Below are 25,289 nucleotides of genomic sequence, written 5' to 3'. Positions count from 1 at the left end.
TAAACGAAGTGGTTCATTCCCTTAATTAAAAGACGGAAAATAAAATGTATATAGAAAAGTCTGTGAAAATGCCAATTTTCATTATAAAATGTACTTACATACAGAAAGGTGATGAACCATGTCAAACATTGCAAAATTTCGTGATTTTTTAACTAGTGAGAAAATCTATATGAATGAGTTGAATGAAGATGGCACCACCTTTTTTAGAGCTGAGCAGAAGTTAAAGGATGGGTGGAAGGTTCTTTTAGTTTTTGCATTCAATCAAGATGAAAATGTGGCGGACTTATTTTGCTTTAATGTCGCCGAGTTGAAGAATCCTGATAAAAAGCAAGATGTACATACACTGTTGAATGAATATAATGCTAATTTTAGGTATTCAAAGCTGTATGAAGAAAAAGGGACCATTTCCATTCGTTATTCATACTCCCTAGAGGGGGATTTTGTACCGGATCTAGCGTTCAGGAAGTTAATCATGTTGCTTGAAACGGCACAGCAGGTTTACCCTCGGCTAATGGAAGTCATTTGGTCTTAAATCATGCTATAGGTTGAAAAAGTTCTCTGATTCAGGGGACTTTTTAACATCTTTGCTAGAGTGAATGAATATATTATCGTTACTATCCATAAATTTAATTTTTTTTAAAAACAACTATTGCATTTTTTCACATAAAACTATATAATTAATTTTGTTGGTAATACGATTCGACAAAGTTCTACAAGGATATGCGGGTGTAGTTTAGTGGTAAAACCTCAGCCTTCCAAGCTGATGATGAGGGTTCGATTCCCTTCACCCGCTCCAATACATACTCATAACGTAGGGTTTCGTTACCTGGAGAACGAAGCTTTGCGTTTAAATATTATAATGAGAATTCTACTGTTTACAGTGGGATTTTTTTATTGTCCAAATTTGTATATCTATCTCTTTTACCTTTAATTTAAGGAAGTAACAGTCTGGGAAGCAAAGGAGCTGGGACACATATAGGTGGCAGTAACGATAACTTGCCAGCCCGCGATTGCAGCTGTAAGAATGAACTCGGGGATATAGTGTGAATCTCAGGTGAATCCAAACTGGAGCATCTATAATTATGTTTAAACGGATCATGTAATAACCCCTTCCGAATTTGAAAGGGGTTTATTTCTGGTCAATTTTGATCATCCTTCTACAATTGAGTAAGTCCCTTCACCACCGTGGATTTCAAGGAACATGTCCATCAACGATTTTGTTAGCTGATGGGCTTCCGTGATAGGTGTGTTGGGTTGTAAATAAATGATTTGGATGGCCTTTTTCGTTTCTTCGGTGACTTTCGTTCGGTTTGAATCAACGTAAGGACTTCCGAATGTGCCATCACGATCAGCTGAAGTAATCATATGTTCCATGGAATTCAATCGGCCGTTCAAGCCTTCATAACCGTCAGAACCATCGCCAATTTTAATCGAGATGTCACCTGCTAATTTATCCCCGTCATAAATGCCGATCGGCACTTCATATAAAAGGGAGAAGAAGTTATTCAAATCGATGGCGGAATGGACGGGGGTTAAGTAATTTTGTTTTTTTACACGGCGGTAAAGGGCTTCAACGGAAGGGCGATAACGAGAAGGGTTGGTTCCTGTCGTCTTGAAAATCTCTCGCCATACTTTAATGCCGGAAAAGTCGGTCAATTCCTTTTCTTCAAGGTCGAAGTAAAGAGCTTCCTGAAATAATTGAAGTCTTCCTTTCACCATTTGTGGGGAGGGACCTACTTCGATGTTTTCATATGTAATGATACCAACTTTGAATTCAGGGATTTTACTGCTAAGATTAGCCGATATGGTAATTTCCAAGCGTTTCACCTCCAAAAATGATTGCAATTAGTTTATCATAGATAGCAATGGTTTGAAATGGATACAAGCCTGGGAATACTGAATGAACGAAGGTGATAAACATGGATATGAATACATTCAAGCAAGAAGTGATTATATATAGTAAAGAAATCGGCATCGATAAAATCGGTTTTACATCGGCCACGACTTTTACCGATTTGAAAAGTCGGCTGATACGTCAACAGGAACTGGATTATCAATCAGGGTTTGAAGAAGCCGATATTGAAAAAAGGGTCAGGCCTGAATTGATTTTCGATAAACCGCAGTCCATCATTTCCATTGCGCTGGCATATCCTTCGAAATTGAAGGATGCCCCGCAAAGTACAAAAAGTGAGCGGCGTGGGATTTTTTGCCGGGCTTCTTGGGGAACGGATTATCATACCGTTCTTCGTAATAAATTGCAGTTACTTGAGGATTTCATAAAAGATAAAGTACCAGGTGCAATGACGAAGTCCATGGTTGATACGGGTGAGTTATCAGATCGAGCAGTGGCAGAACGTGCAGGAATCGGGTGGAGTGCAAAAAATAGTATGATCATCACTCCGGAATTCGGGTCTTATGTATACTTGGGAGACATGATTACCAACTTGCCATTTGAACCGGATCAGCCGATGGAAGATCAATGCGGGACATGCAACAAATGTGTGGATGTTTGCCCAACAGGTGCGCTCGTACAGGGTGGCCAACTGAATTCCAAACGTTGTATCGCGTTCTTGACGCAAACAAAAGGGTTCCTGCCGGATGAATTCAGGACGAAAATAGGCAACCGTTTGTATGGATGTGATACCTGCCAGACCGTTTGTCCGAAAAACAAAGGAATGGATTTTCATTTTCATGAAGAGATGGAACCCGACCCTGAGTTAGCGAAACCGCTGCTGAAACCTCTGCTTACCATCTCGAATCGGGAATTCAAAGACGCATATGGCCATGTATCCGGCTCTTGGCGCGGTAAAAAACCAATCCAACGAAATGCCATTTTAGCATTGGCCCACTTCAAAGATGAAACGGCATTGCCCCAATTGATCCAGGTCATGAAGGATGATCCAAGGCCTGTGATTAGGGGAACGGCCGCCTGGGCGGTTGGGAAAATTGGTCGGGAACAGGTTGTTTCCATTTTGGAAGAAGCACGAATGAAGGAAACGGATAAAGAGGTACTGACAGAAATCGAGAAAGGACTGCAGTTTTCCTTGGAACTACAATGATATATATAAAGCAGCCGCTCCGTGAATCATTATGGGGCGGTTTTTTTGTGTGGGCTTGGTGTGTCCCTTTTGAGTATTTGATTGATTAGGAGTCTCCGTATATTTTTAATAATAGAAAGGATTGATACTCCACTTTTAATGAAGTTGTGTTTTGTCCATGCCCTCACACATACACATTAGCATAGATGGAAAGAAGGAGGGCATGAACTTGAAGGAACAGTTGCAACGCCTTTTACAAGAAAGAGTAGAGTTTTATACTTCCGATAATCAGGAACGGAGTGAAAGGAAATTACATCTGAAAAAGGAATTGATGAGGAACCGTGCTGCGGAAATCGTTCGAGTGAATGCTGCAGGCAAGGTTCATTCAAAGAAAAAGGAAGACAATGATACAGTCCTAACTTATCAGGTGCACCTGCAGTATTTATTGAAACAGGAGGATTCATTTTATATAGAAGAAGAAATGGAAGAAAGGGAGGCAAGGTTTCGAAATGGGTACATGGTGGATGAACGTGAACTTGTGCCCAGCTTTGAAACGGAAGAGGGAACACCAAAGTGGGATGCAGGCGCAGAGCGTCTCGGATATAAGTATGAGCGGATGAAGGCCGTTCAATACGCCGAGCGTTGGTGGAATGAATTCAATCCGGGATACCATAAATTCACTGATGACTGTACGAATTTCATTTCACAATGTTTACATGCGGGAGGAATTCCAATGTGGGGGGCGCCGAACAAAAATAAAGGCTGGTGGATTAGAGGAAAAAGCTGGAGCTACACTTGGACGACTGCCCATTCTTTATATCATCTGCTAAAAGCCGGGAATCTCATCAGGACGAAGCAAGTGGAATCGGCATATGAATTGAATTTAGGTGATATCCTCTGTATAGATTTCGAAGGGGATGGTCGGTTTGATCACAACTTGATCGTAACGGCAAAGGATCAGGATGGGATGCCGCTTGTGAACGCACATACGATGAACAGCCGGCACAGGTATTGGACATATGAGGATTCGACTAGGTATACACCGAACATCGTTTATAAATTCTTTGTGATTTTAGATGGGAGGTGATAGGTTTTTAGTCTTTTTTGTTTAATGCTATAATTAAGGTGAAATTTAAACTAGAGGTGAAAATGAAGTGGCAATACATGTAGTTTTATATCAACCACAGATTCCAGCAAATACAGGCAATATCGCAAGAACGTGTGCAGGGACGGATACGTCTTTACATCTCATTCGCCCGCTTGGTTTTTCTACCGATGACAAACAGCTCAAACGGGCCGGGCTCGATTATTGGGAGAATGTAAAGATCCATTATTATGATTCACTAGAAGAGTTTTTTGAAAAGAATGCGGGCGGTGAATTTTATTATTTAACGAAATTCGGGGAGCAGCCGCATTCCAGCTTCGATTACAGTGATCAGGACAGTGAGATATATTTCATTTTTGGCCGTGAAACGACGGGTCTCCCGAAAGAGCTGATCCAAGAAAATATGGATCGGTGCCTGCGGATTCCAATGACGGATAAAGTACGCTCGCTAAATCTGTCAAATACAGCAGCCATCTTGATTTATGAAGCATTGAGACAGCAAAATTACCGTGATTTGGATTTAAAAACTAAAGGTTGAGTTACACGCATACTGTCATCGGGGGCATTTCAGCCCCGATGATCGATGTTTTACTTTACATACTTATTAGGGGTGGGAGCTTTGAATAATATTATTGAGAAGATCTTAGATCACCGTTCCATTCGATCTTTTGAGGACAAGCTATTGTCTGAGGAGCAAATTAATACGATTGTGGAATGTGCCCAGGCTGCATCGACTTCAAGCTATATTCAAGCGTATTCAATCATTGGGGTAACAGATCCGGAAAAGAAAGCCAAGCTTGCTGAACTTGCCGGTCCACAACCTTATGTAGAGAAGAATGGACATCTATTTGTCTTTTGCGCCGATTTATATCGCCAGGATATGGTTTCGGAGATGGAAGGCAAGGACCTTACCGAATCGATTGAAAGCACGGAGAAATTCATGGTTGCCTGCATTGACGCTGCTCTAGCGGCTCAAAATGCAGCATTGGCCGCAGAATCGATGGATCTCGGCATTTGCTATATAGGCGGGATCCGCACCCATCTCCCTGAAGTGTCCGAGATTTTGAATATACCGCATCGGGTTATTCCGTTATTCGCTCTAGTGGTTGGATATCCGAAAAACCGTTCCGATAAAAAGCCGCGTTTGCCGCAGTCCAATATCTATCATGAAAATGGATATCAGGCGGATAAGCAGGAGTTCATCGGACAACTTGAAGAGTACAACGAAACGATCTCAAGTTATTACGAGCAACGGACGAAAGGGAAACGAAAAGACACCTGGACAGGGCAAATGGCTGACATGCTTGGAAAGAAAAGCAGGTTGTACATGAAAGATTACGTGGAAAAGCAAGGATTCAAAAAACATTAAATGATGATAATGGCCAAGTAGGAATCATTATTCCTAAAAAAAGAGCCATCCTGAAAGATCCCGGAATTATTTCTGGGATCTTTCAGTTTTGACAAAAACAATTTCAGCTCAAACTTCCCATCAGAATTTCTTCTTATTTACCCATGAATTACTATTGACAATATATTTAGATAGAATTATAGTATTTAAGTAGTGGATAATGATAATCATTTTCATTTAGATTTTTACTTACTTATTATTTAAGTAAATGGAGGTTAAATAATGGTTCGCCTATATACAGAGAATTTAAATATTGGCTATGGTGAACGTTTAATTGTAAAAGATCTCAGTGTGGAAATTCCAGATAAGAAAATCACAACGATCATTGGTTCAAACGGATGTGGGAAATCCACACTTTTGAAAGCGATCACCCGGATCATTCCAAATCAATCGGGTACGGTTGTTTTAGATGGAGTGAATATATCAAAAGAAAGCACGAAGATCCTTGCAAGAAAAATGGCCATACTTCCTCAGACCCCTGAGAGTGCAAGTGGATTGACAGTTGGAGAGCTTGTATCATATGGGCGCTTTCCCTATCAAAAAGGTTTTGGACGGCTGACGCCAAAAGACTATGATGTGATTGATTGGGCACTTGAAGTGACTGGCACGAAAGACTTTAAGTTCCGTCCGGTGGATGCTCTCTCAGGAGGACAGCGCCAGCGTGTTTGGATTGCCATGGCCCTTGCCCAGGAAACGGAAATCATCTTCCTTGATGAGCCGACCACCTATTTGGATATGGCGCATCAACTAGAGGTTTTAGAACTTTTACAGAGGTTGAATGTAGAACAGGAACGGACGATTGTCATGGTCCTTCATGATTTAAATCAGGCTGCTCGATTTGCTGACTATATCATTGCCTTGAAAGACGGGGAAATAGTCAAAGCGGGAGATTGTGAAGAAGTCATCACGCATGAAGTGCTTAAGGAAGTTTTCCATATTGATGCGGTAATCGAAAGAGATCAACGAACAAACAAACCAATGTGCAGCACATACAATTTATTAAAAGGAGATAGGACAACAAATGAAAAAGATATTGATTCCGTTTATACTGCTGTTAGTGTTAATTATTAGTGCTTGTGGTAACGAGTCGACCGAAAAAGAAAAAAGCTCCGATTCCAAAAAGGAAAAATCAGGTACCATCACATACCAATCTGAAAATGGGCCTGTCGAAGTGCCTGCAAATCCTAAGCGTGTAGTCGTACTATCTTCTTTCGCAGGTAGCGTACTGGCTTTGGATGTTAACCTTGTAGGGGTTGATTCGTGGTCTAAAATGAACCCTAATTTTAAAGAGTTAAAAAACGTCGAGGAAGTAACGGACGAAAACTTGGAAAAAATCATCGAGTTGAATCCGGATTTAATCATTGGTTTATCAACGATTAAAAATGTCGATAAATTAAAGGAAATTGCTCCGACCGTAACATATACATACGGAAAAGTGGATTATTTAACACAGCATATAGAAATTGGTAAACTTTTGAATAAAGAAAAAGAAGCGCAAGCTTGGGTGGATGATTTCAAAAAACGGGCAAAAACCACTGGTGATGAGATTAAGGCTAAAATTGGAGAAGATGCTACCGTTTCCGTTTTCGAAAAGTTTGACAAACAGTTCTATGTATACGGCGATAATTGGGGCCGTGGAACGGAAATCCTTTATCAAGAAATGAAATTGGGCATGCCTGAAAAGGTAAAAGAAGTGGCATTGAAAGATGGTTACTTTGCTTTATCATTAGAAGTCCTAAAAGACTATGCCGGTGATTATGTCATTTTGAGCAATAACAAAGATCAGGACAGTTCATTCCAACAAACAGATACGTTTAAAAACATACCTGCCGTTAAAAACAATCAAATATTTGAAGCTGATGCAAAAAAATTCTACTTCAATGATCCAATAACATTAGAATACCAATTAGACTTCTTTTCCAAAAGTTTTCTTGGAAAATAATACAGCGAGGGAGAGGGATTCCAATACCTCTCCTTTTATTCTATAAAAAAAGAGATGAGAGAGACAGATGACTAATGAAAATCAACGTTTCATCCCATTTATATATAAACTGATCATAGCGATCGTTGCCTTTATCGGCATTTTCATCATATCGATGGTTTTTGGTGCAGCCGATGCCACCCTCAAGGATGTATGGCAAGCACTGATGTCCAATGCTACCGGTGAGAAGATTTTAATCATTCGTGAAATCCGTCTCCCTCGCGAAGTGGGGGCAATGTTCGTCGGTTCGGCACTTGCCGTTTCAGGTGCCATCATGCAGGGGATTACAAGGAATCCACTTGCTGATCCGGGGCTGCTTGGATTGACGGCAGGGGCCAATGCAGGCCTTGCCATTACGCTGGCATTCGTTCCTTCGGCTAATAACTTGGGGATCATGGGTGCGTGCTTTATTGGTGCCGCTGTCGGAACAATCATGGTTTTTGGAATTGCTGCGATGAAGAAGGGTGGATTTTCTCCTTTACGAATCGTGTTAGCTGGTGCTGCGGTCTCTGCATTCCTATTTGCTGTATCACAGGGGGTCGGTATTTACTTTAAAATATCAAAAGATGTATCGATGTGGACTGCCGGCGGTAATATCGGAACATCTTGGGGACAGCTTCGAGTAATCGTCCCGTTTATTTTAATAGGCATCCTGATCTCCATTATCTTTTCTAGACAACTCACCATCCTTAGCCTCAGTGAAGAAGTGGCGGTAGGATTAGGTCAAAAGACCACACAAATTAAGGCGGTTCTTTTCGTCGTCATCATTTTGCTTGCCGGTGCTGCGGTTGCCCTAGTCGGAAATATGGTATTCATCGGGCTTATGATTCCCCATATGGTACGGGCTATCGTAGGTACGGATTATCGATTCATCCTGCCCATGTCTGCAATTTTAGGAGCCACCTTCATGCTTTTGGCCGATACGATCGGCCGTACAATCAATTCTCCATATGAAACACCTGTGGTAGCGATTGTTGCGATGATAGGTTTACCTTTCTTCCTCCTAATCGTCCGTAAAGGAGGTAAAGCATTTTCATGATCCATTCAGCATTAGTCAAAAAACAGCGATGGCTAATCGGTGCCTTAACCGCACTCATCATCGTTACCATCATTATCGGGACATGTTTAGGATATTCGAATCTTTCAATAGGGCGGCTGATTCCCACGCTTTTCGGACAAGGGACGTTTAAAGAGGAATTCATATTATTTTCCGTCCGATTGCCACGAATCATCATTACCCTTTTAGCAGGCATGGCCCTTGCACTGTCAGGAGCCATTTTACAAGGAATTACACGTAATGATCTAGCTGATCCCGGGATCATCGGGATTAACTCGGGAGCAGGTGTTGCCATTGCCGTGTTCTTTCTGTTTTTCCCGATAGACGCAGGTTCATTTGTTTATATGGTTCCACTTGTCGGGTTTATCGGTGCGTTACTGACGGCCTGTTTAATATATGTACTTTCCTTTAAGCGAAGGGTTGGCCTTGAACCCGTTCGGCTAGTATTGATTGGCGTTGGTTTTTCAATGGCGCTTTCAGGCTTGATGATCGTCCTCATTTCTTCAGCGGAACGAGCCAAAGTCGATTTCATTGCGAAATGGCTGGCAGGAAATATTTGGGGTGCGGATTGGCCGTTCATTTGGGCAGTCCTTCCTTGGCTAATCATCCTCATTCCATTCACTTTATATAAAGCGAATCGCTTGAATCTGCTTGGTTTAAGTGAACCTGTCGCAATCGGAGTGGGAGTATCGATTGAAAAGGAACGGATCGTCTTGCTCATAACAGCTGTCGCACTTGCTGCTGCTGCCGTTTCCGTTACTGGCGGAATAGCATTCATTGGACTCATGGCCCCGCATATAGCAAAATCCTTGGTCGGACCTCGAAATCAATTATTCATTCCAGTTGCCATTTTGATCGGCGGATGGCTATTGTTGCTTGCCGATACGGTAGGCCGTAATATAGTTGAACCCGAGGGAATCCCTGCAGGTATCATGGTTGCCTTGATTGGTGCTCCTTATTTCATGTATTTATTGTTGAAAAAATAAGATCTTGCTAAAATCCCTTGATAATTCTCAGGGGATTTTATGCTTTTTGGGAGAGCTTCCGTGGTCTTTGTTTTTATTCATGGTTTATCTATATCTAATTATTTCATCAGGATTCAATCGTTTAGCTTCGAAATAAAATACTTGAATAAACTTTTTTGTATTTACCCGGGTAGGTGTAAGAACTATAGTTGAATCATTTTGCAGCTCTTTCATTTTTTGGCGAACGACTGTGAAATCAAAAAATTTAGAAGCGTAATTTTCAAACTTCGGATTTGAAAAATCCGTTAAACCGAGGGAAGCAAAATGATTTAACGAATGGTTAATCGTTCTGCGTATTCGCTGTTCGGCAGCCTTTATTTCTCGATTGATATCAGCCTGCAATGCTGAAGCACCGAGCTTTTTCTTTGTGATTTCTACAAAAATATCTTTAAGAGTGGGGAAATGCTGTTTAAAAGTATTAGTCCGTTCATACATAAATAAATATTGAAGCATTTGTATTAAATCTTTAGATCCATTTTCCCCCACAATCCCTAATTCCGATAAAAGAAATTCGCCTACCTCTATTATGCTTTTTTCATTGGAATTATTTGATTGGTCAACTTTTGGCTGCTCAAAATTCAATACACTATTTAAAGAGGCTTGAATAGTAGTGATCGATCTTTCTAAATGAATGCGTTCCATAACTTTTCGAATTACTGTTAATATTTCAATCCGATTGATTGGTTTAGTAATATAATAGTCTATTCCAAGCGAGTATGCCTCACCAATCAGTTCCTTTGATTCAACCTGCGAAATCATTATTATTTTCCCGTTAAATGTACTTTTTATATGGCGAAGTGTCTCAATGCCATCCCGGATGGGCATTAATAAATCAATGAATAATATATCAATTTGCTTTAAATTCAAAATATGTCCTTCTAATAGACTTCCATCTTCTGCTTCCTCCACCACTTCTCCTAAATCTTCGTTCTCAATAATTTGGCTTAAATTTGAACGTATAGCACAATCATCATCTGTTATAAAAAAACGCATGAAAAATCATCCCTTCTGGATCAACTTATGAATGGGTAACTTTATTGAAAAAACGGCGCTGTTACCCTTATTCTCAAACAGGATATCCCCCTCCAGTTCTTTCACAACTTCTTTAACATATGAGAGACCAATTCCTGTTGAAGGTGTCCCGAATTGATCATATTTTGAAGTGAATCCAGGTTGGAATATAACAGTCTGGTATTTTTGGGGGATCCCAGGTCCATTATCTGCAACTTTAAATTCTACATTGTCACAAATTTCACACAAACTTAAACGGACAATTCCCTTTTCTTTAATTGCTTCCACCGCATTAGCGACTAAATTATTGAAAAGAGATAACACGGTATATACATGGTAATGTGAATCATTATTTCCATCTAATGTGTATTCAAATTGAATATCCTTTCCTAGTGATAAGGCATATTTTTCATTAATTCGGATAATTAAATGAAAAAGTTCAGCAGCATCCATATAATCTTTAAAACTCTCATTGGAGATCAATTTGGAGAGACCAGCAAAAATTCGTTGATTATCTTTCTTGACTTCATGCATTTCACCCGCGATGCGCAATGCTTTTTGACTATAGAGCTCTGTAAGGGCATGAAGTGGCTTTTCAGGTTTTTCCAGGGCTTTTAAATCGCGATACAAATCATACGACTTCTTAGTAATATCCTCTGCGTTTTTTAATGTTTTTTTTAAATGAATCGTTTCCTCATATAAATTGGAAATGAGCATCAGCATATGTTCATTTTGTTTTATAATTTGCTTTTCCCTTGATTGTGCTTCATAAAGTTTCATCATATTAAAAAAGCTTAAAACGATAAAACTGTGGCCGAATGCGATCACGATCATCTCATTTATTGAATCTAATGTAATTGTTGTTTCTAATACAAAATATTGAAAGATTAATTCTATAAAATCGGACAATATTTCGATAATGAGACCAATTAACCCAATGATCAAAGATCGGTTTTGAAAACGGTTGATTTTCACTAAATGAAAAAGAAAGGAATAGGTGAAATAAAAGAAAAAACTAGGATAATGAGTTTGAAACGCGGAAGTCCATGAAAAATTATCTTTCATAAAAAAGTCTATTAGAATACGAAATACCACAACCATTGTTCCTGTCAGGAAGCCCGAAAAGGTGGCAGGTGTTTTCTGTAATAATAGTAGAAAGAAGAAAAATGCAGGCGCACCAAAACTTATACGAAACGTTTCATTTAGAGGATAAAAACTCAATTCGCCTGCTAATGGCACTGTTAACAACATCAAAACAAGGATATTGACCTCTTTTTTCATTAACGTACTAAGATTCAAGGCGCTCACCTCCAATTTGTTTAAAAAATCAGTATACAGTTTCAACGGCTTCAATACAACGTTTACTTTGTTCTTGAACAGAACGGCTTTTTCCAATTATGGCAAAACCCTTCTGTTTCTCTATCTACAAAAAATGGTAACCGATCATGTGAAATGATCGCGTTTTTTTTAGTGGATTTTTATTTTTTAGATTTTGTAGGTTTTCGTATGATTATGTAGTTCCCACTTTAAAATTAACAGTAGATAGAATTTTTTTGAAAGCGCTTAACGATTATTTGTGATAGTCATCAAATCGAATAAAGTGAGCACAACAACTAATGAGGTGGAAGAATGTGATTGGAAATTTGACAAAGGATTATAACATTCACGTTAATAGTCAAAAGAAAGCCTGCTTAGATGAATGGGTAGCACATTACAGATCCCATGCTGCTGAAGGACAAACCGCCAATTATATACCGGCATTGAGAAATGCACACTTATCGCAATTAGGTATTTGTATACTTGAGCCGGGTGGAACCATGATCAAGTCAGGGGATTGGGGAGTCCCCTTCACGCTGCAAAGTATTTCAAAGGTGCTCAGCTTTATAGCCGCATGTTTGGGTTGCGGCATTTCTTATGTGTTGGATAGGGTCGATGTGGAACCAACTGGGGATGCTTTCAATTCAATTATTCGTTTAGAGATGCATAAGCCGGGAAAGCCGTTTAATCCTATGATAAATGCTGGAGCGATTACCATAGCTTCGCTTCTTCCAGGGGAGTCTTCACAAAAAAAATTAGAATTTCTCTATGCATTATTTGAAAATTTGTTAGGAAAGCGCCCGACGATCAACGAGGAAGTGTATCAATCAGAGTGGCAAACCTCTCATAGAAATAGAGCTTTAGCTCACTATTTAAAAGAGACGAATTATTTAGAATCGGATGTAGAGGAAGCATTAGAGGTTTACCTGAAGCAATGTTCCATAGAAGTAACAACAGAAGACATAGCCCTGCTTGGACTGATTCTTGCACAAGATGGATACCATCCTATTCGTAAAGAACAAGTTCTCCCTAAAAAAGTGGCTAAACTGGCCAAAGCATTAATGCTTACTTGTGGTATGTACAATGCTTCGGGTAAATTTGCGGCTTTTGTAGGGGTGCCAGCCAAAAGTGGAGTATCTGGCGGGATTATGGCTCTAGTTCCTCCGAGTGCCAGAAACGGACTTCCTTTTCAAGATGGATGTGGGATTGGTATATACGGGCCAGCCATTGATGAATATGGGAATAGCGTAACAGGTGGTATGTTATTGAAACAAATGGCACAAGAATGGGACCTAAGTATTTTCTAAAAGCAGAGAGAATTTGTTCATATAAAAAACAAAAAAGGAGACGTCCTAATGATGTCCCTATTTACAAATGTGAAGTAATGCCGCCAGTACTTTAAGATTCAATTGGGTGTACGCAGCACAAATCATAAATCCAGATACTTTAAGAACGTCATGATAAAGGAATGAATTTAGGAAAGCATGGTGATGAACATATGAATAATTTGCAGCGAAAGATGGGAACGTTTTCGTTAACGATGGTAGGACTTGGGTCCATTATTGGCTCAGGTTGGTTATTCGGAGCATGGAGGGCGGCACAAATCGCAGGACCTGCTGCCATTATCTCTTGGATTATCGGAATGGTTGTTATTTTATTTATCGCACTTTCTTACAGTGAATTAGGGGCTATGTTTCCTGAAGCTGGAGGAATGGTAAAATATACGCAATACTCTCATGGTTCGTTTATAGGGTTTCTTGCAGGTTGGGCAAACTGGATTGCAATCGTTTCTGTCATTCCAGTCGAAGCGATTGCATCCGTTCAATATATGAGCTCATGGCCATGGAAATGGGCGGAGTGGACACATGGTTTGGTGGAAAATGGGAGTCTTACAGGGGGAGGCTTGGCAATTGCCTCTGTATTATTGGTCGTCTACTTTTTATTAAATTACTGGACAGTTAGTTTGTTTTCAAAAGCAAACTCATTTATTACAGTCTTTAAGGTTATTATACCTGGACTTACGATAGGCTCCCTTTTATTCGCTGGTTTTCATGCATCCAATTTTACATCTGCAGGGAGTATCGCCCCAAATGGCTGGGCAAGTGTACTTACTGCTGTAGCAACTTCTGGTATTATTTTTGCATTTAACGGTTTTCAAAGTCCGATTAATATGGCAGGTGAGGCAAAGAATCCTGGACGTTCGATCCCAATTGCAGTAATTGGCTCCATTTTAATCGCAACGGTTATCTACGTTTTATTACAGATTGCATTTATTGGAGCGGTTGATCCGTCTATGATTGTGAACGGATGGCATCATTTGAATTTCAATTCACCGTTTGCTGACTTAGCAATTGTTCTAGGCATAAACTGGTTAGTTATATTACTATATGTTGATGCTTTTATTTCTCCTTCTGGGACGGGAATAACATACACGGCGACAACATCACGAATGATTTATGGAATGGAAAAGAATAAATACTTACCAAGCGTTTTTGGAAAACTGCATCCTCTTTATGGTATCCCGCGTCAGGCAATGTTTTTAAATCTAGGTGTATCTTTCTTATTTTTATTCATGTTCAGAGGCTGGGGCGTATTAGCAGAGGTTATTTCTGTTGCGACATTAGTCTCTTATATAACAGGTCCAGTTACAGTCATGACATTAAGGCGCACAGGTCCGAACTTGTACAGACCATTACGTCTTAAAGGATTAAGTATCATTGCGCCACTTGGATTTGTTTTTGCGTCTTTAGTTCTATATTGGGCAAGATGGCCACTGACAGGACAAGTATTATTTATCATTATGATTGGCCTTCCCGTTTATTTCTATTATCAAGCAAAAATAAATTGGAGGGGATTCCGTCAAAATTTTTCAGCAGGGCTTTGGATGGTTGTTTACTTACTCTGTATGATGACCATTTCATACTTAGGTAGTGAAAAGTTTGGTGGTCTAAACGTAATCCCATTTGGTTGGGATATGGCCATCATTACATGTTTATCACTAGGGTTTTATAGTTGGGCAATAAAGAGCGGATTCCAAACGGAATATTTGGAACAAGGACAAAAAGTAAACGACGACTTGAAATCGATGGAGAACAGCAACGCTTCACAATCGGATAAAAAGAACGCAGTATAAAATATGACGACACCTCATTGATTGGCATGCTCCAAGAAGCATGATTAAGCTATCTAATCGTCATTTCCCTTTGTTGCTTTCGGTTCTCATAAGCTATTGATATTTTTCGATTCCAGAGTAAGCATTTAATGCCATACTCATTCATTAAAGATGACTTCGAAAGTGCTTCTTTCCATTTATATTGATGGTGGGGGCCAAAAAGGGGACGGCAAATTTAATTTGCTGTCCCCTTTTTTGAATTTAAGAAAGGCTGTTATATTCTTTATTTCACACCTGGTTTATCGTCATACCCAGCAGTGAAGATAGCGGCTAAAAATGTAATAGTAACTGCAACGATAATAACTGTGCCCATGTTGTGACCTCCCTTTACCCAAATTGTCCCACTTAAGTATAGGCTTAGTATACCCTAATTTTTAGCAGGAGTGCACACAATTTTTAATGCCGGCCATTATTGTCATCGACTGTTCTTAGGATTTAGCCCTTTTCAATACAAGGAAAGTGGTAGGGATTTTTAAAGTCTGACATGTTTGTCAGACTTGGAGCATAGATTTAAGTATTCTCTGAAAGTGACAGGGGGAGGTTCCTTAAATGGATATTTTAAAGAAAATCGAAAAATTTAGAGAAGATGAACAGAAGCTGAAGTGGGAAGGCACCTTCGCAGAGTACTTAGACGTATTGAAAGAAACACCATTAGTTGCTCAATCTGCTCATTCACGTGTATACAACATGATCAGAGATGCAGGGATAGAAGAAGTAAATGGATCAAAGAAATACAATTTTTTCAGCGGTCAGTTGTTTGGCCTCGAAGATTCACTGGAAAGACTCATCGAGGAATATTTCCATCCGGCGGCTAAGCGGCTGGATGTCCGTAAGCGGATATTGCTTCTTATGGGTCCGGTCTCAGGTGGTAAGTCTACACTCGTTTCTTTACTGAAGCGTGGACTTGAGAATTATTCGTTAAAAGACACAGGTGCCATTTATGCAATAAAAGGATGCCCGATGCATGAAGATCCACTGCATCTCATTCCGCAAAATTTACGGGATGATTTTTATGAGGAATATGGCATCCGGGTTGAAGGAAACCTATCGCCGCTGAATGTCATGAGATTGGAACAGGAATATGGAAGCAGAATTGAAGATGTGATGGTCGAGCGTATTTTCCTTTCAGAGGATAAGCGTGTTGGAATTGGAACATTCAGTCCTTCTGACCCTAAGTCACAGGATATTGCTGATTTGACGGGTTCAATCGATTTTTCGACCATAGCCGAATATGGATCTGAATCTGATCCGCGTGCCTATCGCTTTGATGGCGAGCTGAACAAAGCGAACCGTGGGATGATGGAATTCCAGGAGATGCTGAAATGTGACGAGAAGTTTTTATGGCATTTGCTTTCATTGACACAAGAAGGGAATTTTAAGGCCGGTCGTTTTGCATTGATCAGTGCAGATGAACTCATCGTGGCCCATACGAATGAAACAGAGTATAAAGCGTTCATTTCCAACAAGAAAAATGAAGCACTGCATTCCCGGATCATTGTCATGCCGATTCCATATAATCTGAAGGTTACTGAGGAAGAAAAGATTTATGAAAAAATGATTCATGAAAGTGATGTCTCCGATGTTCACATTGCACCGCATACATTAAGGGTGGCGGCAATATTCAGCATCATGACCCGCCTGAAGGACCCGAAAAAGGGCGATATCGATTTAGTGAAAAAAATGAGGCTGTATGATGGGGAAAATGTGGAAGGCTTTAATTCCGCAGACATCAATGAATTGAAAAAAGAATTTCAGGACGAAGGCATGAGCGGAATCGATCCACGTTACGTCATTAACCGAATTTCCTCTACGATCATTCGTAAGGAAAATCCGTCCATCAACGCATTGGATGTACTTATGTCATTAAAAGCTGGTCTAGATCAGCATCCGTCCATTACGAACGAACTTCGGGAGCGGTATTTGAATTTCATTTCACTGGCACGTAAAGAATATGATGCCATTGCGAAAAATGAGGTGCAAAAGGCATTTGTCTATTCATATGAAGAGTCGGCGAAAATCCTTATGGATAATTACTTGGACAATGTCGAGGCATACTGCAATAAATCAAGGCTGCGCGATCCATTGACCGGGGAAGAAATTAATCCGGATGAAAAACTGATGCGCTCGATTGAAGAGCAGATTGGAATTTCTGAAAATGCAAAAAAAGCATTCCGCGAAGAGATATTGATCCGTATTTCTGCATATGCGCGTAAAGGGAAGCGATTCGATTATAATTCACATGACCGATTAAGAGAAGCGATCCAGAAAAAGCTATTCGCGGATCTGAAAGATGTTGTTAAAATCACTACTTCAACGAAAACACCAGATGAAAGGCAACTGAAGAAAGTGAATGAAGTCATTACGAGACTTATCGATGAGCACGGTTATAATTCCACTTCAGCCAATGATTTGCTGCGCTATGTAGGCAGCTTGTTAAATAGGTAATCCATACTTTCTTGCCCCTACCCCCAATCGGGTAGGGGTTTATATTTTATAACGGACAGTAATTTGCTTGAAATGTGAATGAGAAAAGGAAATGGACAAGCCTTTTTGGAGATGTTAAAGGATGAATTGACAGTCTTAAGGGAATTTTAAATCAAAAAATACGGGCCCCCTTCTTAATCGATGGGAGCCCGGTATTTTCTATAGATTGCCATGGATGCATTCATTTAGTTACATTCAAGCCATACTGTTCAATAAGTGTGATTATTTGGTCTGGTGAAAGCATGTCTTCGCTATGATCGATTTTAATTTCCCCGTCATCAATATCGATGATCGCACGCTCCACACCTTCAGTTTTCAATAGTATGGACTCTAGATTTAAAATCGGGCCTTCAGACGTTGCTTCCTTTACATATAGTGTAGTTGTTTGCATAAACCTTACACCTCCTTAGATTTGCTCATCTGTCTTATCTATACCCCATCTTCCCAGCGGATATGTTATGTTTTGAATATGGAAAAATTGGGTATCAATAAATAGAGGTGATGGAAAATGAGTAAAGAAGAATTGAAAAAAGATCATGTTCCTGAAAATAGTTCCATGGCTAAGGATTATGAAGAGATGAAAGAACTTGGCAAGCAGATGGAAAATCAAAGGACGAATGAAGAATTGAAAGAGTGGGATAAACGCCCAGGTACGGTTCAGCATGAAGTAGAGGAAGATAAAGATTGACGAATATCACAACAAGAATCATTCTATCTGTGTGAAAAGGGTGTCCAGAAAAATACTGGAGCACCCTTTTGTTATGTATGAATTTAGTTTTATTGTTTTAGTGGGTCTGCCTAAGAAGTAGGCAACGACCATTCAGCTTAACATGTACACGCTTTTCCCAACTCATTTGTTTGATTATGTGCTTTGTACATAAACAGCAAATGAATCCTGCTGAAAAACGAACAGACCTGTTGATCTTCATGTCTGTTCGTTTTCATGGGAATTCCTTATTTTTGTAGTTTCGTTAGGAAAAAATCTTAAAAAAACCTGAAGGCCATATATTGGCTTGTCTAGTTCGTAGGCAAACATCCATTATTGAATTTTGTTGTAAATTATCCTGTATCGCTGCATATGATAGAGTAATACATTTCTTTTAGTATGTTTTTTCAAGGTTGTATTTTTTTAAAAAGAAAACCGAGTGCTGTGGGTTTTCTCACACTAATTTATTATATGAAGGAATGATGAAAAGCGTGCAAACATTTTTAAGGGGGGAAGAGAATGTCGGAAGAGAATAATCAACAATATGTTATCTCACAGGAAAATTGGTCCCTCCACCGGAAAGGCTATGATGATCAACAGCGTCATCAGGAAAAGGTGCAGGAAGCGATAAAGAACAATTTACCTGATTTAATTTCAGAAGAAAGCATTGTCATGTCAAATGGCCGGGATGTCATCAAGATTCCCATTCGCTCCTTGGATGAATACAAAATTCGTTATAATTATGATAAAAACAAACATGTTGGTCAAGGAGATGGAGATAGTAAAGTGGGGGATGTGGTGGCAAGGGACGGCTCACCATCCGATGCCGGAGCAGGTAAAGGCCAAGGAGCAGGTGACAAGGCGGGTGAAGATTACTATGAAGCCGAAGTATCGATGATGGAGTTGGAAGAAGCGCTGTTCAGCCAATTGGAACTGCCTAATCTCCAGAAGAAAGAACAGGCGGAGCACACGCTCGAACAAATTGAATTCAACGATATTCGCAAGACAGGCTTAATGGGAAATATCGATAAAAAGAAAACAATGATTTCGGCCTTCAAACGAAACGCTTTAAGCGGTGACCCTGGTTTCCATCCGATTTATAAGGAAGATTTTAAATTCAAAACGTGGAATGAGATCCAGAAACCTGATTCCAAAGCCGTTGTGCTGGCAATGATGGATACTTCTGGAAGTATGGGGTTATGGGAAAAATATATGGCCCGAAGCTTTTTCTTTTGGATGAACCGTTTCTTGAGAACAAAATATGAAACAGTTGAAATCGAGTTCATCGCCCATCATACAGAAGCGAAAGTGGTTCCGGAAGTGGATTTCTTTTCAAAAGGGGAAAGCGGCGGTACGATTTGTTCGTCTGTATATCGAAAAGCATTAGAACTTATAGATCATAAATATGACCCTGCGAAGTTTAACATCTATCCGTTTCACTTTTCCGATGGTGATAATCTGACATCAGATAATGTCCGTTGCGTAAAGCTTGTAGAAGAACTCATGAAGGTTTCCAATATGTTCGGGTACGGGGAAGTCAATCAATACAACCGTCATTCGACACTGATGACAGCCTATAAGAATATCGATAATGAAAAATTCAGGTATTATATCCTTAAGCAAAAGGCTGATGTTTTCCACGCGATGAAAAGCTTTTTTAAAGACGAGGAAAGTAAGAAATATGCATAATGAAACAAGGTAGCTTCTTCGGGATTGTAGAGAAAGTATATTTCTCTCTACAATCTTTTTTTATTTAAGGTGAGATGGTTGGCATACCCCCCATTATAAATCTTATCCTGAGAGCAGGACAGTGCATCTAAACTAAGGGAGCGGCACTGAAAAATAAGGGGAGTTTGAAATTTAAATCATATCGTTTCATTTTTGGAACGATATGGTTGACTAAATATAATAGAATAAAATAGAAGTGCGGAAACACTTCCCCAAACCCATTGTTAAAAGAATAAGCCTAATCCTCTAACTGAATGGATCCAAGACAACGAGGCTTGGTTCAATACTTAAACTGCCTGTTCCTTCATTAATGGGGGCAGTCAGTTTAAGTTTTTTTCTGAATGGAGCATGTGAATCTAAGTAAAGTTTCGTTACGAAAGCTTTGCTTTTACTGAAATTGCAACACTTGCCTATATGTATATAGTTGCCATCATATTAAAGGAGTAAGATTATGTCGAAGCCATTTGCCTTTTTTTTATTATGGATGTCACCAGCATGGACTTTCCTATTAAAAAATCGGATGTATTTCATCCAAGCCTTTTTAGTCCTATTTTTAATGTACCTACTATTAAATAAACAAGAAATAAATACGTTAAAAATCACACTCATTATCGTTACTTCACTCTCCTTCCTTATAAGTGCCCACAGAAAGTAACGGGTAGAGGGAGTAAATCAGACTGACGGGAAATCCCACTTAGCAAAAAGACAGCATTCAACGGACGAAGCGAGGGAATTTAAGGGATGGGAAATGCGCTAAATTCAATCTGATGACCACTCATGCTTTATATCCAACGTGCCAATCAACTTCCCCAACCTTAAGATACAAATGTGGTTATGTAAAAGAACACAATTCATGCCAGTTGATAATAAAAAAGAATGGAACTAGGGGCACAAGATACTTGATATGTAGCTGTGCTTTTTTTTTTTGCCGAAAGATTGGTATCTACATTTTTTGTTTACCCTCCTTCACCTTTATATAAAACAGATTCACTATATTTGAATTTTTTTACATACATGCAGCTTCAAAAATGAATTTATATTCAACATTATAGGAACGAGGAGTTTGTCGAAAAATAGTAATATTAATTTGTTATCTACCAAATCTACTATTTTAGGAGGCAAGGTCCATATGAAAAAAAGTAAGATGTTAAAACCTATTAACGTCATGACCACATCATTTCTGTTAGCAAGCTCTCTATTAATACCAAGTGTCGGACTAGCGGAAGAACCATCGACAGTAAAGAATAAGGAAAGTTCGAATGCAAAAGAGTCGGGGGTTAAAACTCAGGAAGGTCGTAAAACAACTGAAATTCAAGCACCCAATAAAGCAGTTGCAGCAATCAATGCTAACGAAAGGGTTGTCAATAATTTTACGGAGTTAAAGGCTGCTTTAGAAGGTGATAACGGAATTACGACAGTCATATTTGGGAAAGACATTGATGTAAGTGGATCTATTAAGATTCAAGCGAAAAAAACACATATCGTGATAGATGGAAATAACCATACGTTAACGCAAACTGGAGGAACAGGAGGATTGGATAGCATATATTATGGTTATGCCTATGAATTACAAAGTACCACTGTAAAGAACTTGAATGTTAAAGGTAACAACCCTTATGGTGTCATTGCAATTGGGGATGGATTAAATAATGTAGAACAAATATTTGAAAATGTATCATATAGTGGACCGCAAATGATTTATAACAGAGGTGGAAAAGCAACTTTTAAGGATTTTAACGCCATAAACATTACCAGTCAAGAAATGGCTGAAACTGGAAGTGTGGAATTTCATGATGAAACTATCATAGCTCATAATAGTGCCTATTCCCTTATTTGGTCTGTTTCAGAACAACCGGATTTTATAGTCGCACCTAATGCGAATGTGAACATTACTACTCTTCAAAGTGGGCAAGGAATATTTTATCCGACAAAAGGTTATGGAGCTTTCATTATTGGGGAAAATGCAAAGGTGAATATTAATGGGCATAAAGGTTTTACAGGCCAGGGGATATTGAGAAATTTCATCGTCGATTCAGGGGCAGAGTTGGATATGAATAGAACGGGTAAAGATACATTAGCAATGATCTCGTTTCATAATGATGCAAAGATTAATGAAAAGGCAAAACTTAATGTTAGTACAGAAAATGGAGTTGCAGTGTATGCACCATATGTAGGGAAATTGTTTTTTAACAATCCAAAGAAGGTTGTAATATCCTCGCTTAATAGTCAAGCCTTTTATAGTGCTGCAAGCTTAGATTTTAATATGGTAACGGATGAGCTGAAGATTTGGGAGAACACGTCCAATACCCCTACCAAAACGTTTGCAGGCAGGGAAGGTCAGCCTTTTAAATGGTCAGCTGTTTATCACAAAAATCAGCTCTGGTCAGAGGCTCCTACAGTAAATATGTACATGGGTAAAACCAAAAAGATTGAATTAGGAGATAGGCAAGCCGAAAAAGAATTGGCCGATGCGAAAAACAAAGCCGAAGGGCTATTTACGGATGGCAATTTCAATACGTTGAAGAACACAACAAACCAGTCAGCCATTGATGAAGCTAAAAACGCGGTTGATGAGCTTCCGGAAGGTGCAGAGAAAAACCGCTTGAAAGATTTAGTAAACAAAGCACAAGATTTATTAAATAAAAAAATTCAAGCCGAAAAAGACTTGAACGATGCAAAGAACAAAGTAGAAGATCTGTTCACGGATGACAAGTTCGACACGTTGAAAGGAAGTACCGATCAAGGAGCGATTGATGAAGCCAAAGAAGCGGTCAGTAAATTACCAGCGGGTCCTGAAAAAGACCGTTTGCAAGATTTATTGAACAAAGCGCAAGATCTATTAAATAAAAAAATACAAGCCGAAAAAGAGCTCAACGATACGAAAAACAAAGTAGAAAGTCTGTTCACGGATGACAAGTTCGACACGTTGAAAGGAAGTACCGATCAAGGAGCGATTGATGAAGCCAAAGAAGCGGTCAGTAAATTACCAGCAGGGCCTGAAAAAGATCGCCTTGAAGAGTTACTGATTAATGCTCAAGATTTATTGAAGAAAAACGAACAAGCTGAAAAAGAGCTGAACGATGCGAAGAACAAAGTAGAAGATCTGTTCACGGATGACAAGTTCGACACGTTGAAAGGAAGTACCGATCAAGGAGCGATTGATGAAGCCAAAGAAGCGGTCAGTAAATTACCAGCGGGTCCTGAAAAAGACCGTTTGCAAGATTTATTGAACAAAGCGCAAGATCTATTGAACAAGAAGGAACAAGCGGAAAAAGAGCTGAACGATGCGAAGAACAAAGTGGAAGATCTGTTCACGGATGATAAGTTCGACACATTAAAAGGGTCGACGGATCAAGGAGCGATTGACGAAGCCCAGGAAGCAGTCAACAAATTGCCAGCAGGTCCGGAAAAAGAACGACTTGAAGAGCTACTGAATAATGCCCAAGATTTATTGAACAAGAACGAACAAGCCGAAAAAGATTTGAACGATGCGAAGAACAAAGTGGAAGATCTGTTCACGGATGATAAGTTCGACACATTGAAAGGAAGTACCGCTCAAGCAGCGGTTGACGAAGCTCAAGCAGCAGTCAGCAAATTACCAGCCGGTCTTGAAAGAGATCGATTACAAGCTTTAGTCGACAAAGCCGAAGAACTATTGAATAAGGATGTAACGCCACCGGCAGCGCCTAGATTAAATGGAGTTACTACAGCAAGCAAAGAGGTAACGGGAACTGGTGAACCAGATGCAAAAGTGACTGTTACCATTAATGGCAAAACGTATACAGGGGTTGTAGGTCCAGACGGGAGATTCAAGGTTGATATTCCAAAACAACCAGTCAATACGGTTATGACTGTCACCCTTACAGACGCGGCTGGGAATATCAGTGAACGATCAACTGTCACAGTGTCTCAGTTTATGCCGAGTGAACCTGTCAAGCTTAACAGTGTATACCAAAATGCTGAGGCGATAACAGGTACGGCTCCTGAAGGGGCAACGATTGTTCGCTTATTGGTAAATGGTGTACCTCTTCGTACAGCACCTGTCAATGAAGATGGATCATTCAGTATTTACAGCAAGTATGTAGGGGTGGATGATAATGGGGAAAATAAAACCTTGCAAGCAGGCGATGTCGTAACGGTTGACTACGGTATTCGGACTCCATCGAACATACAAGCCCATACTACGGTACTTAAGGAAATAGAGAAACTGCAGGTGAATCCAGTGGCTCCTAATGCAGATTATGTTACGGGTAAAGCACCTGAAGGAACTCAGCTTCTTCGTTTGAAAGTGAATGGAAATCCATTGAGAACAGTGAGTACTGTTCAGAGTGGAGCCGGGGTGATTAATCCTGATGGAAGTTACCAAATATACAGCCGGTTTATCACTGAGGATGGTGTGCAAAGAAGGCTCCAAGCAGGTGACGTCATTGAAGTGGATTATGGCCCTAATGTTGTAGGAGGGGACATAGCCAAAACGATTGTCCGTTAATCAATGTACTAAATATGTAAGAAGCCCTTTCCATTAGGGTGTAGGTCCTTCTTGCCTATTTGATTATCAAATAGAGTGAGATGTATATAGAAAAAAGGAAAACAAGAATCTCTCTTTAAAGGAGTTTGAGATTTTTAAAGGGGTGACATTTATGATCATAAAGAGAAGATTCAGAAGTATCTCCATCAGTATGTTGGCTATAAGCCTATTTTTGACAGGCTGCACGTCAGCAGAAAAGGATGAACCAAAAGGTGGACCGAAAGCGATACAAAAACAAGAAGATTCATCCGCTAAGGATGAAGGACAAGAGAAAGACGTATCTGGGGTAGGTATTCAGATTGAAAAAGCTATGCAGCTTGAACATCCAGAAAAAAAAGGAAAAAAAGTTTTACAGTTACAGCTGAAGGCAACGAATAAAACGGCAGAAGAGCGACATGTTGACGCTTTTGAAATGTCGGTATGGAATCAAGAGAATAAGAAACTAAGCATCTATCCTGGAGATAATTTAGGGACAAAACTTGCACCCGGAAAAAGTGTAAAAGGAAATGGCTACTATGTGATAGAAGGAAAAGGCCCGTTCAAGGTGCAGTATGAAAATACTGACACGAAGGAAAAGCAAGAATGGACAATTAACAAAGTGACAGACATGACAGCTGAAGCTACTGAGAAGAAGTAGTATGTAATCTTGATAGCTTGACTAAATTTGAATTCCCCCGAGACCTGGCACCGTGAAAAAGGCCAATCAATCGGGGGATTTGTATTTCCATT

At 39.7% G+C, this 25,289-nt stretch carries 20 protein-coding genes and 1 tRNA gene; 17 read left to right on the top strand and 4 right to left on the bottom strand.

The window, feature by feature from the left end; translation table 11 throughout:
- Positions 1-118: 118 nt before the first annotated feature.
- Complete coding sequence (locus LQ203_RS08950; RefSeq protein WP_230157310.1) at positions 119-532, top strand: YbjN domain-containing protein; 414 nt, start codon at positions 119-121, stop codon at positions 530-532.
- A gap of 190 nt (positions 533-722) precedes the next feature.
- A tRNA-Gly gene (locus LQ203_RS08945) sits at positions 723-796 on the top strand.
- Positions 797-1,149: 353 nt separating this feature from the next.
- Here the strand turns inward: LQ203_RS08945 and LQ203_RS08940 are convergent.
- Complete coding sequence (locus LQ203_RS08940) at positions 1,150-1,818, bottom strand: phenylalanine--tRNA ligase beta subunit-related protein (RefSeq protein WP_230157308.1); 669 nt, start codon at positions 1,816-1,818, stop codon at positions 1,150-1,152.
- Between the two features lie 101 nt (positions 1,819-1,919).
- Here LQ203_RS08940 and queG point away from each other — a divergent pair, with 101 nt between their 5' ends.
- The 8 genes from queG to LQ203_RS08900 all read left to right on the top strand — a co-directional run bounded on the left by queG (position 1,920) and on the right by LQ203_RS08900 (position 9,575).
- The gene (gene queG, locus LQ203_RS08935; RefSeq protein WP_230157306.1) at positions 1,920-3,059 is read left to right on the top strand and encodes a tRNA epoxyqueuosine(34) reductase QueG; all 1,140 of its coding nucleotides are present in this window, start codon (positions 1,920-1,922) and stop codon (positions 3,057-3,059) included.
- A 208-nt stretch (positions 3,060-3,267) separates the two neighbouring features.
- Entirely contained in the window at positions 3,268-4,125 is an 858-nt protein-coding gene (locus tag LQ203_RS08930; RefSeq protein ID WP_230157304.1) for an amidase domain-containing protein, read from the top strand.
- A gap of 67 nt (positions 4,126-4,192) precedes the next feature.
- Positions 4,193-4,681, top strand: a complete 489-nt coding sequence (trmL, locus tag LQ203_RS08925; RefSeq protein WP_230157302.1) for a tRNA (uridine(34)/cytosine(34)/5-carboxymethylaminomethyluridine(34)-2'-O)-methyltransferase TrmL — start codon at positions 4,193-4,195, stop codon at positions 4,679-4,681.
- Positions 4,682-4,762: 81 nt separating this feature from the next.
- Positions 4,763-5,512: an oxygen-insensitive NADPH nitroreductase gene (gene nfsA / locus LQ203_RS08920; protein ID WP_230157300.1), complete on the top strand. Its 750-nt coding sequence runs from the start codon at positions 4,763-4,765 to the stop codon at positions 5,510-5,512.
- A gap of 261 nt (positions 5,513-5,773) precedes the next feature.
- Positions 5,774-6,622 (top strand): ABC transporter ATP-binding protein, encoded by an 849-nt coding sequence (locus LQ203_RS08915; protein WP_230157298.1) that lies wholly within the window; start codon positions 5,774-5,776, stop codon positions 6,620-6,622.
- A complete protein-coding gene (locus LQ203_RS08910) occupies positions 6,573-7,493 on the top strand; it encodes an iron-hydroxamate ABC transporter substrate-binding protein (RefSeq protein ID WP_230157296.1) in 921 nt (306 codons plus the stop codon). The genes LQ203_RS08915 and LQ203_RS08910 overlap by 50 nt, the downstream gene beginning before the upstream one ends.
- Before the next feature lie 67 nt (positions 7,494-7,560).
- Positions 7,561-8,571: an iron ABC transporter permease gene (locus LQ203_RS08905; protein ID WP_230157294.1), complete on the top strand. Its 1,011-nt coding sequence runs from the start codon at positions 7,561-7,563 to the stop codon at positions 8,569-8,571.
- Entirely contained in the window at positions 8,568-9,575 is a 1,008-nt protein-coding gene (locus LQ203_RS08900; protein ID WP_230157292.1) for an iron ABC transporter permease, read from the top strand. Before LQ203_RS08905 ends, LQ203_RS08900 begins: the two co-directional genes overlap by 4 nt.
- Before the next feature lie 84 nt (positions 9,576-9,659).
- Here LQ203_RS08900 and LQ203_RS08895 read toward each other — a convergent pair whose 3' ends face one another.
- Positions 9,660-10,607 carry a response regulator gene (locus tag LQ203_RS08895; protein ID WP_230157291.1) on the bottom strand — a complete coding sequence of 316 codons (948 nt, stop codon included), beginning with the start codon at positions 10,605-10,607 and terminating at the stop codon, positions 9,660-9,662.
- Between the two features lie 6 nt (positions 10,608-10,613).
- Positions 10,614-11,933, bottom strand: coding sequence for an ATP-binding protein (locus LQ203_RS08890; RefSeq protein ID WP_290370555.1), 1,320 nt, complete (start codon positions 11,931-11,933; stop codon positions 10,614-10,616).
- Between the two features lie 335 nt (positions 11,934-12,268).
- On the opposite strand from LQ203_RS08890, the gene LQ203_RS08885 reads away from it, so the two are divergent.
- The 3 genes from LQ203_RS08885 (at position 12,269) to LQ203_RS08875 (ending at position 17,559) form a co-directional block, all read left to right on the top strand.
- Positions 12,269-13,249, top strand: a complete 981-nt coding sequence (locus LQ203_RS08885; protein WP_230157432.1) for a glutaminase — start codon at positions 12,269-12,271, stop codon at positions 13,247-13,249.
- A gap of 191 nt (positions 13,250-13,440) precedes the next feature.
- Positions 13,441-15,075 (top strand): APC family permease, encoded by a 1,635-nt coding sequence (locus LQ203_RS08880; RefSeq protein WP_230157290.1) that lies wholly within the window; start codon positions 13,441-13,443, stop codon positions 15,073-15,075.
- Positions 15,076-15,663: 588 nt separating this feature from the next.
- Positions 15,664-17,559: a PrkA family serine protein kinase gene (locus tag LQ203_RS08875; RefSeq protein ID WP_230157289.1), complete on the top strand. Its 1,896-nt coding sequence runs from the start codon at positions 15,664-15,666 to the stop codon at positions 17,557-17,559.
- 220 nt (positions 17,560-17,779) lie between these two features.
- Here LQ203_RS08875 and LQ203_RS08870 read toward each other — a convergent pair whose 3' ends face one another.
- Positions 17,780-17,989 carry a hypothetical protein gene (locus LQ203_RS08870; RefSeq protein WP_230157288.1) on the bottom strand — a complete coding sequence of 70 codons (210 nt, stop codon included), beginning with the start codon at positions 17,987-17,989 and terminating at the stop codon, positions 17,780-17,782.
- A 117-nt stretch (positions 17,990-18,106) separates the two neighbouring features.
- Here LQ203_RS08870 and LQ203_RS08865 point away from each other — a divergent pair, with 117 nt between their 5' ends.
- The 4 genes from LQ203_RS08865 to LQ203_RS08850 all read left to right on the top strand — a co-directional run bounded on the left by LQ203_RS08865 (position 18,107) and on the right by LQ203_RS08850 (position 25,197).
- Positions 18,107-18,286, top strand: a complete 180-nt coding sequence (locus tag LQ203_RS08865; protein ID WP_230157287.1) for a hypothetical protein — start codon at positions 18,107-18,109, stop codon at positions 18,284-18,286.
- 537 nt (positions 18,287-18,823) lie between these two features.
- Entirely contained in the window at positions 18,824-19,993 is a 1,170-nt protein-coding gene (yhbH, locus tag LQ203_RS08860; RefSeq protein WP_230157286.1) for a sporulation protein YhbH, read from the top strand.
- 1,168 nt (positions 19,994-21,161) lie between these two features.
- Complete coding sequence (locus LQ203_RS08855) at positions 21,162-24,521, top strand: toxin Cry1Ac domain D-VI-related protein (RefSeq protein WP_230157284.1); 3,360 nt, start codon at positions 21,162-21,164, stop codon at positions 24,519-24,521.
- Positions 24,522-24,672: 151 nt separating this feature from the next.
- Positions 24,673-25,197, top strand: coding sequence for a hypothetical protein (locus LQ203_RS08850; protein ID WP_230157282.1), 525 nt, complete (start codon positions 24,673-24,675; stop codon positions 25,195-25,197).
- The last annotated feature ends 92 nt before the right edge of the window (positions 25,198-25,289 follow it).

Source organism: Peribacillus sp. Bi96, from assembly GCF_918698115.1.
Taxonomy (GTDB): Bacteria; Bacillota; Bacilli; order Bacillales; family DSM-1321; genus Peribacillus.
This window is presented reverse-complemented; position numbering and strand designations above follow the sequence as displayed.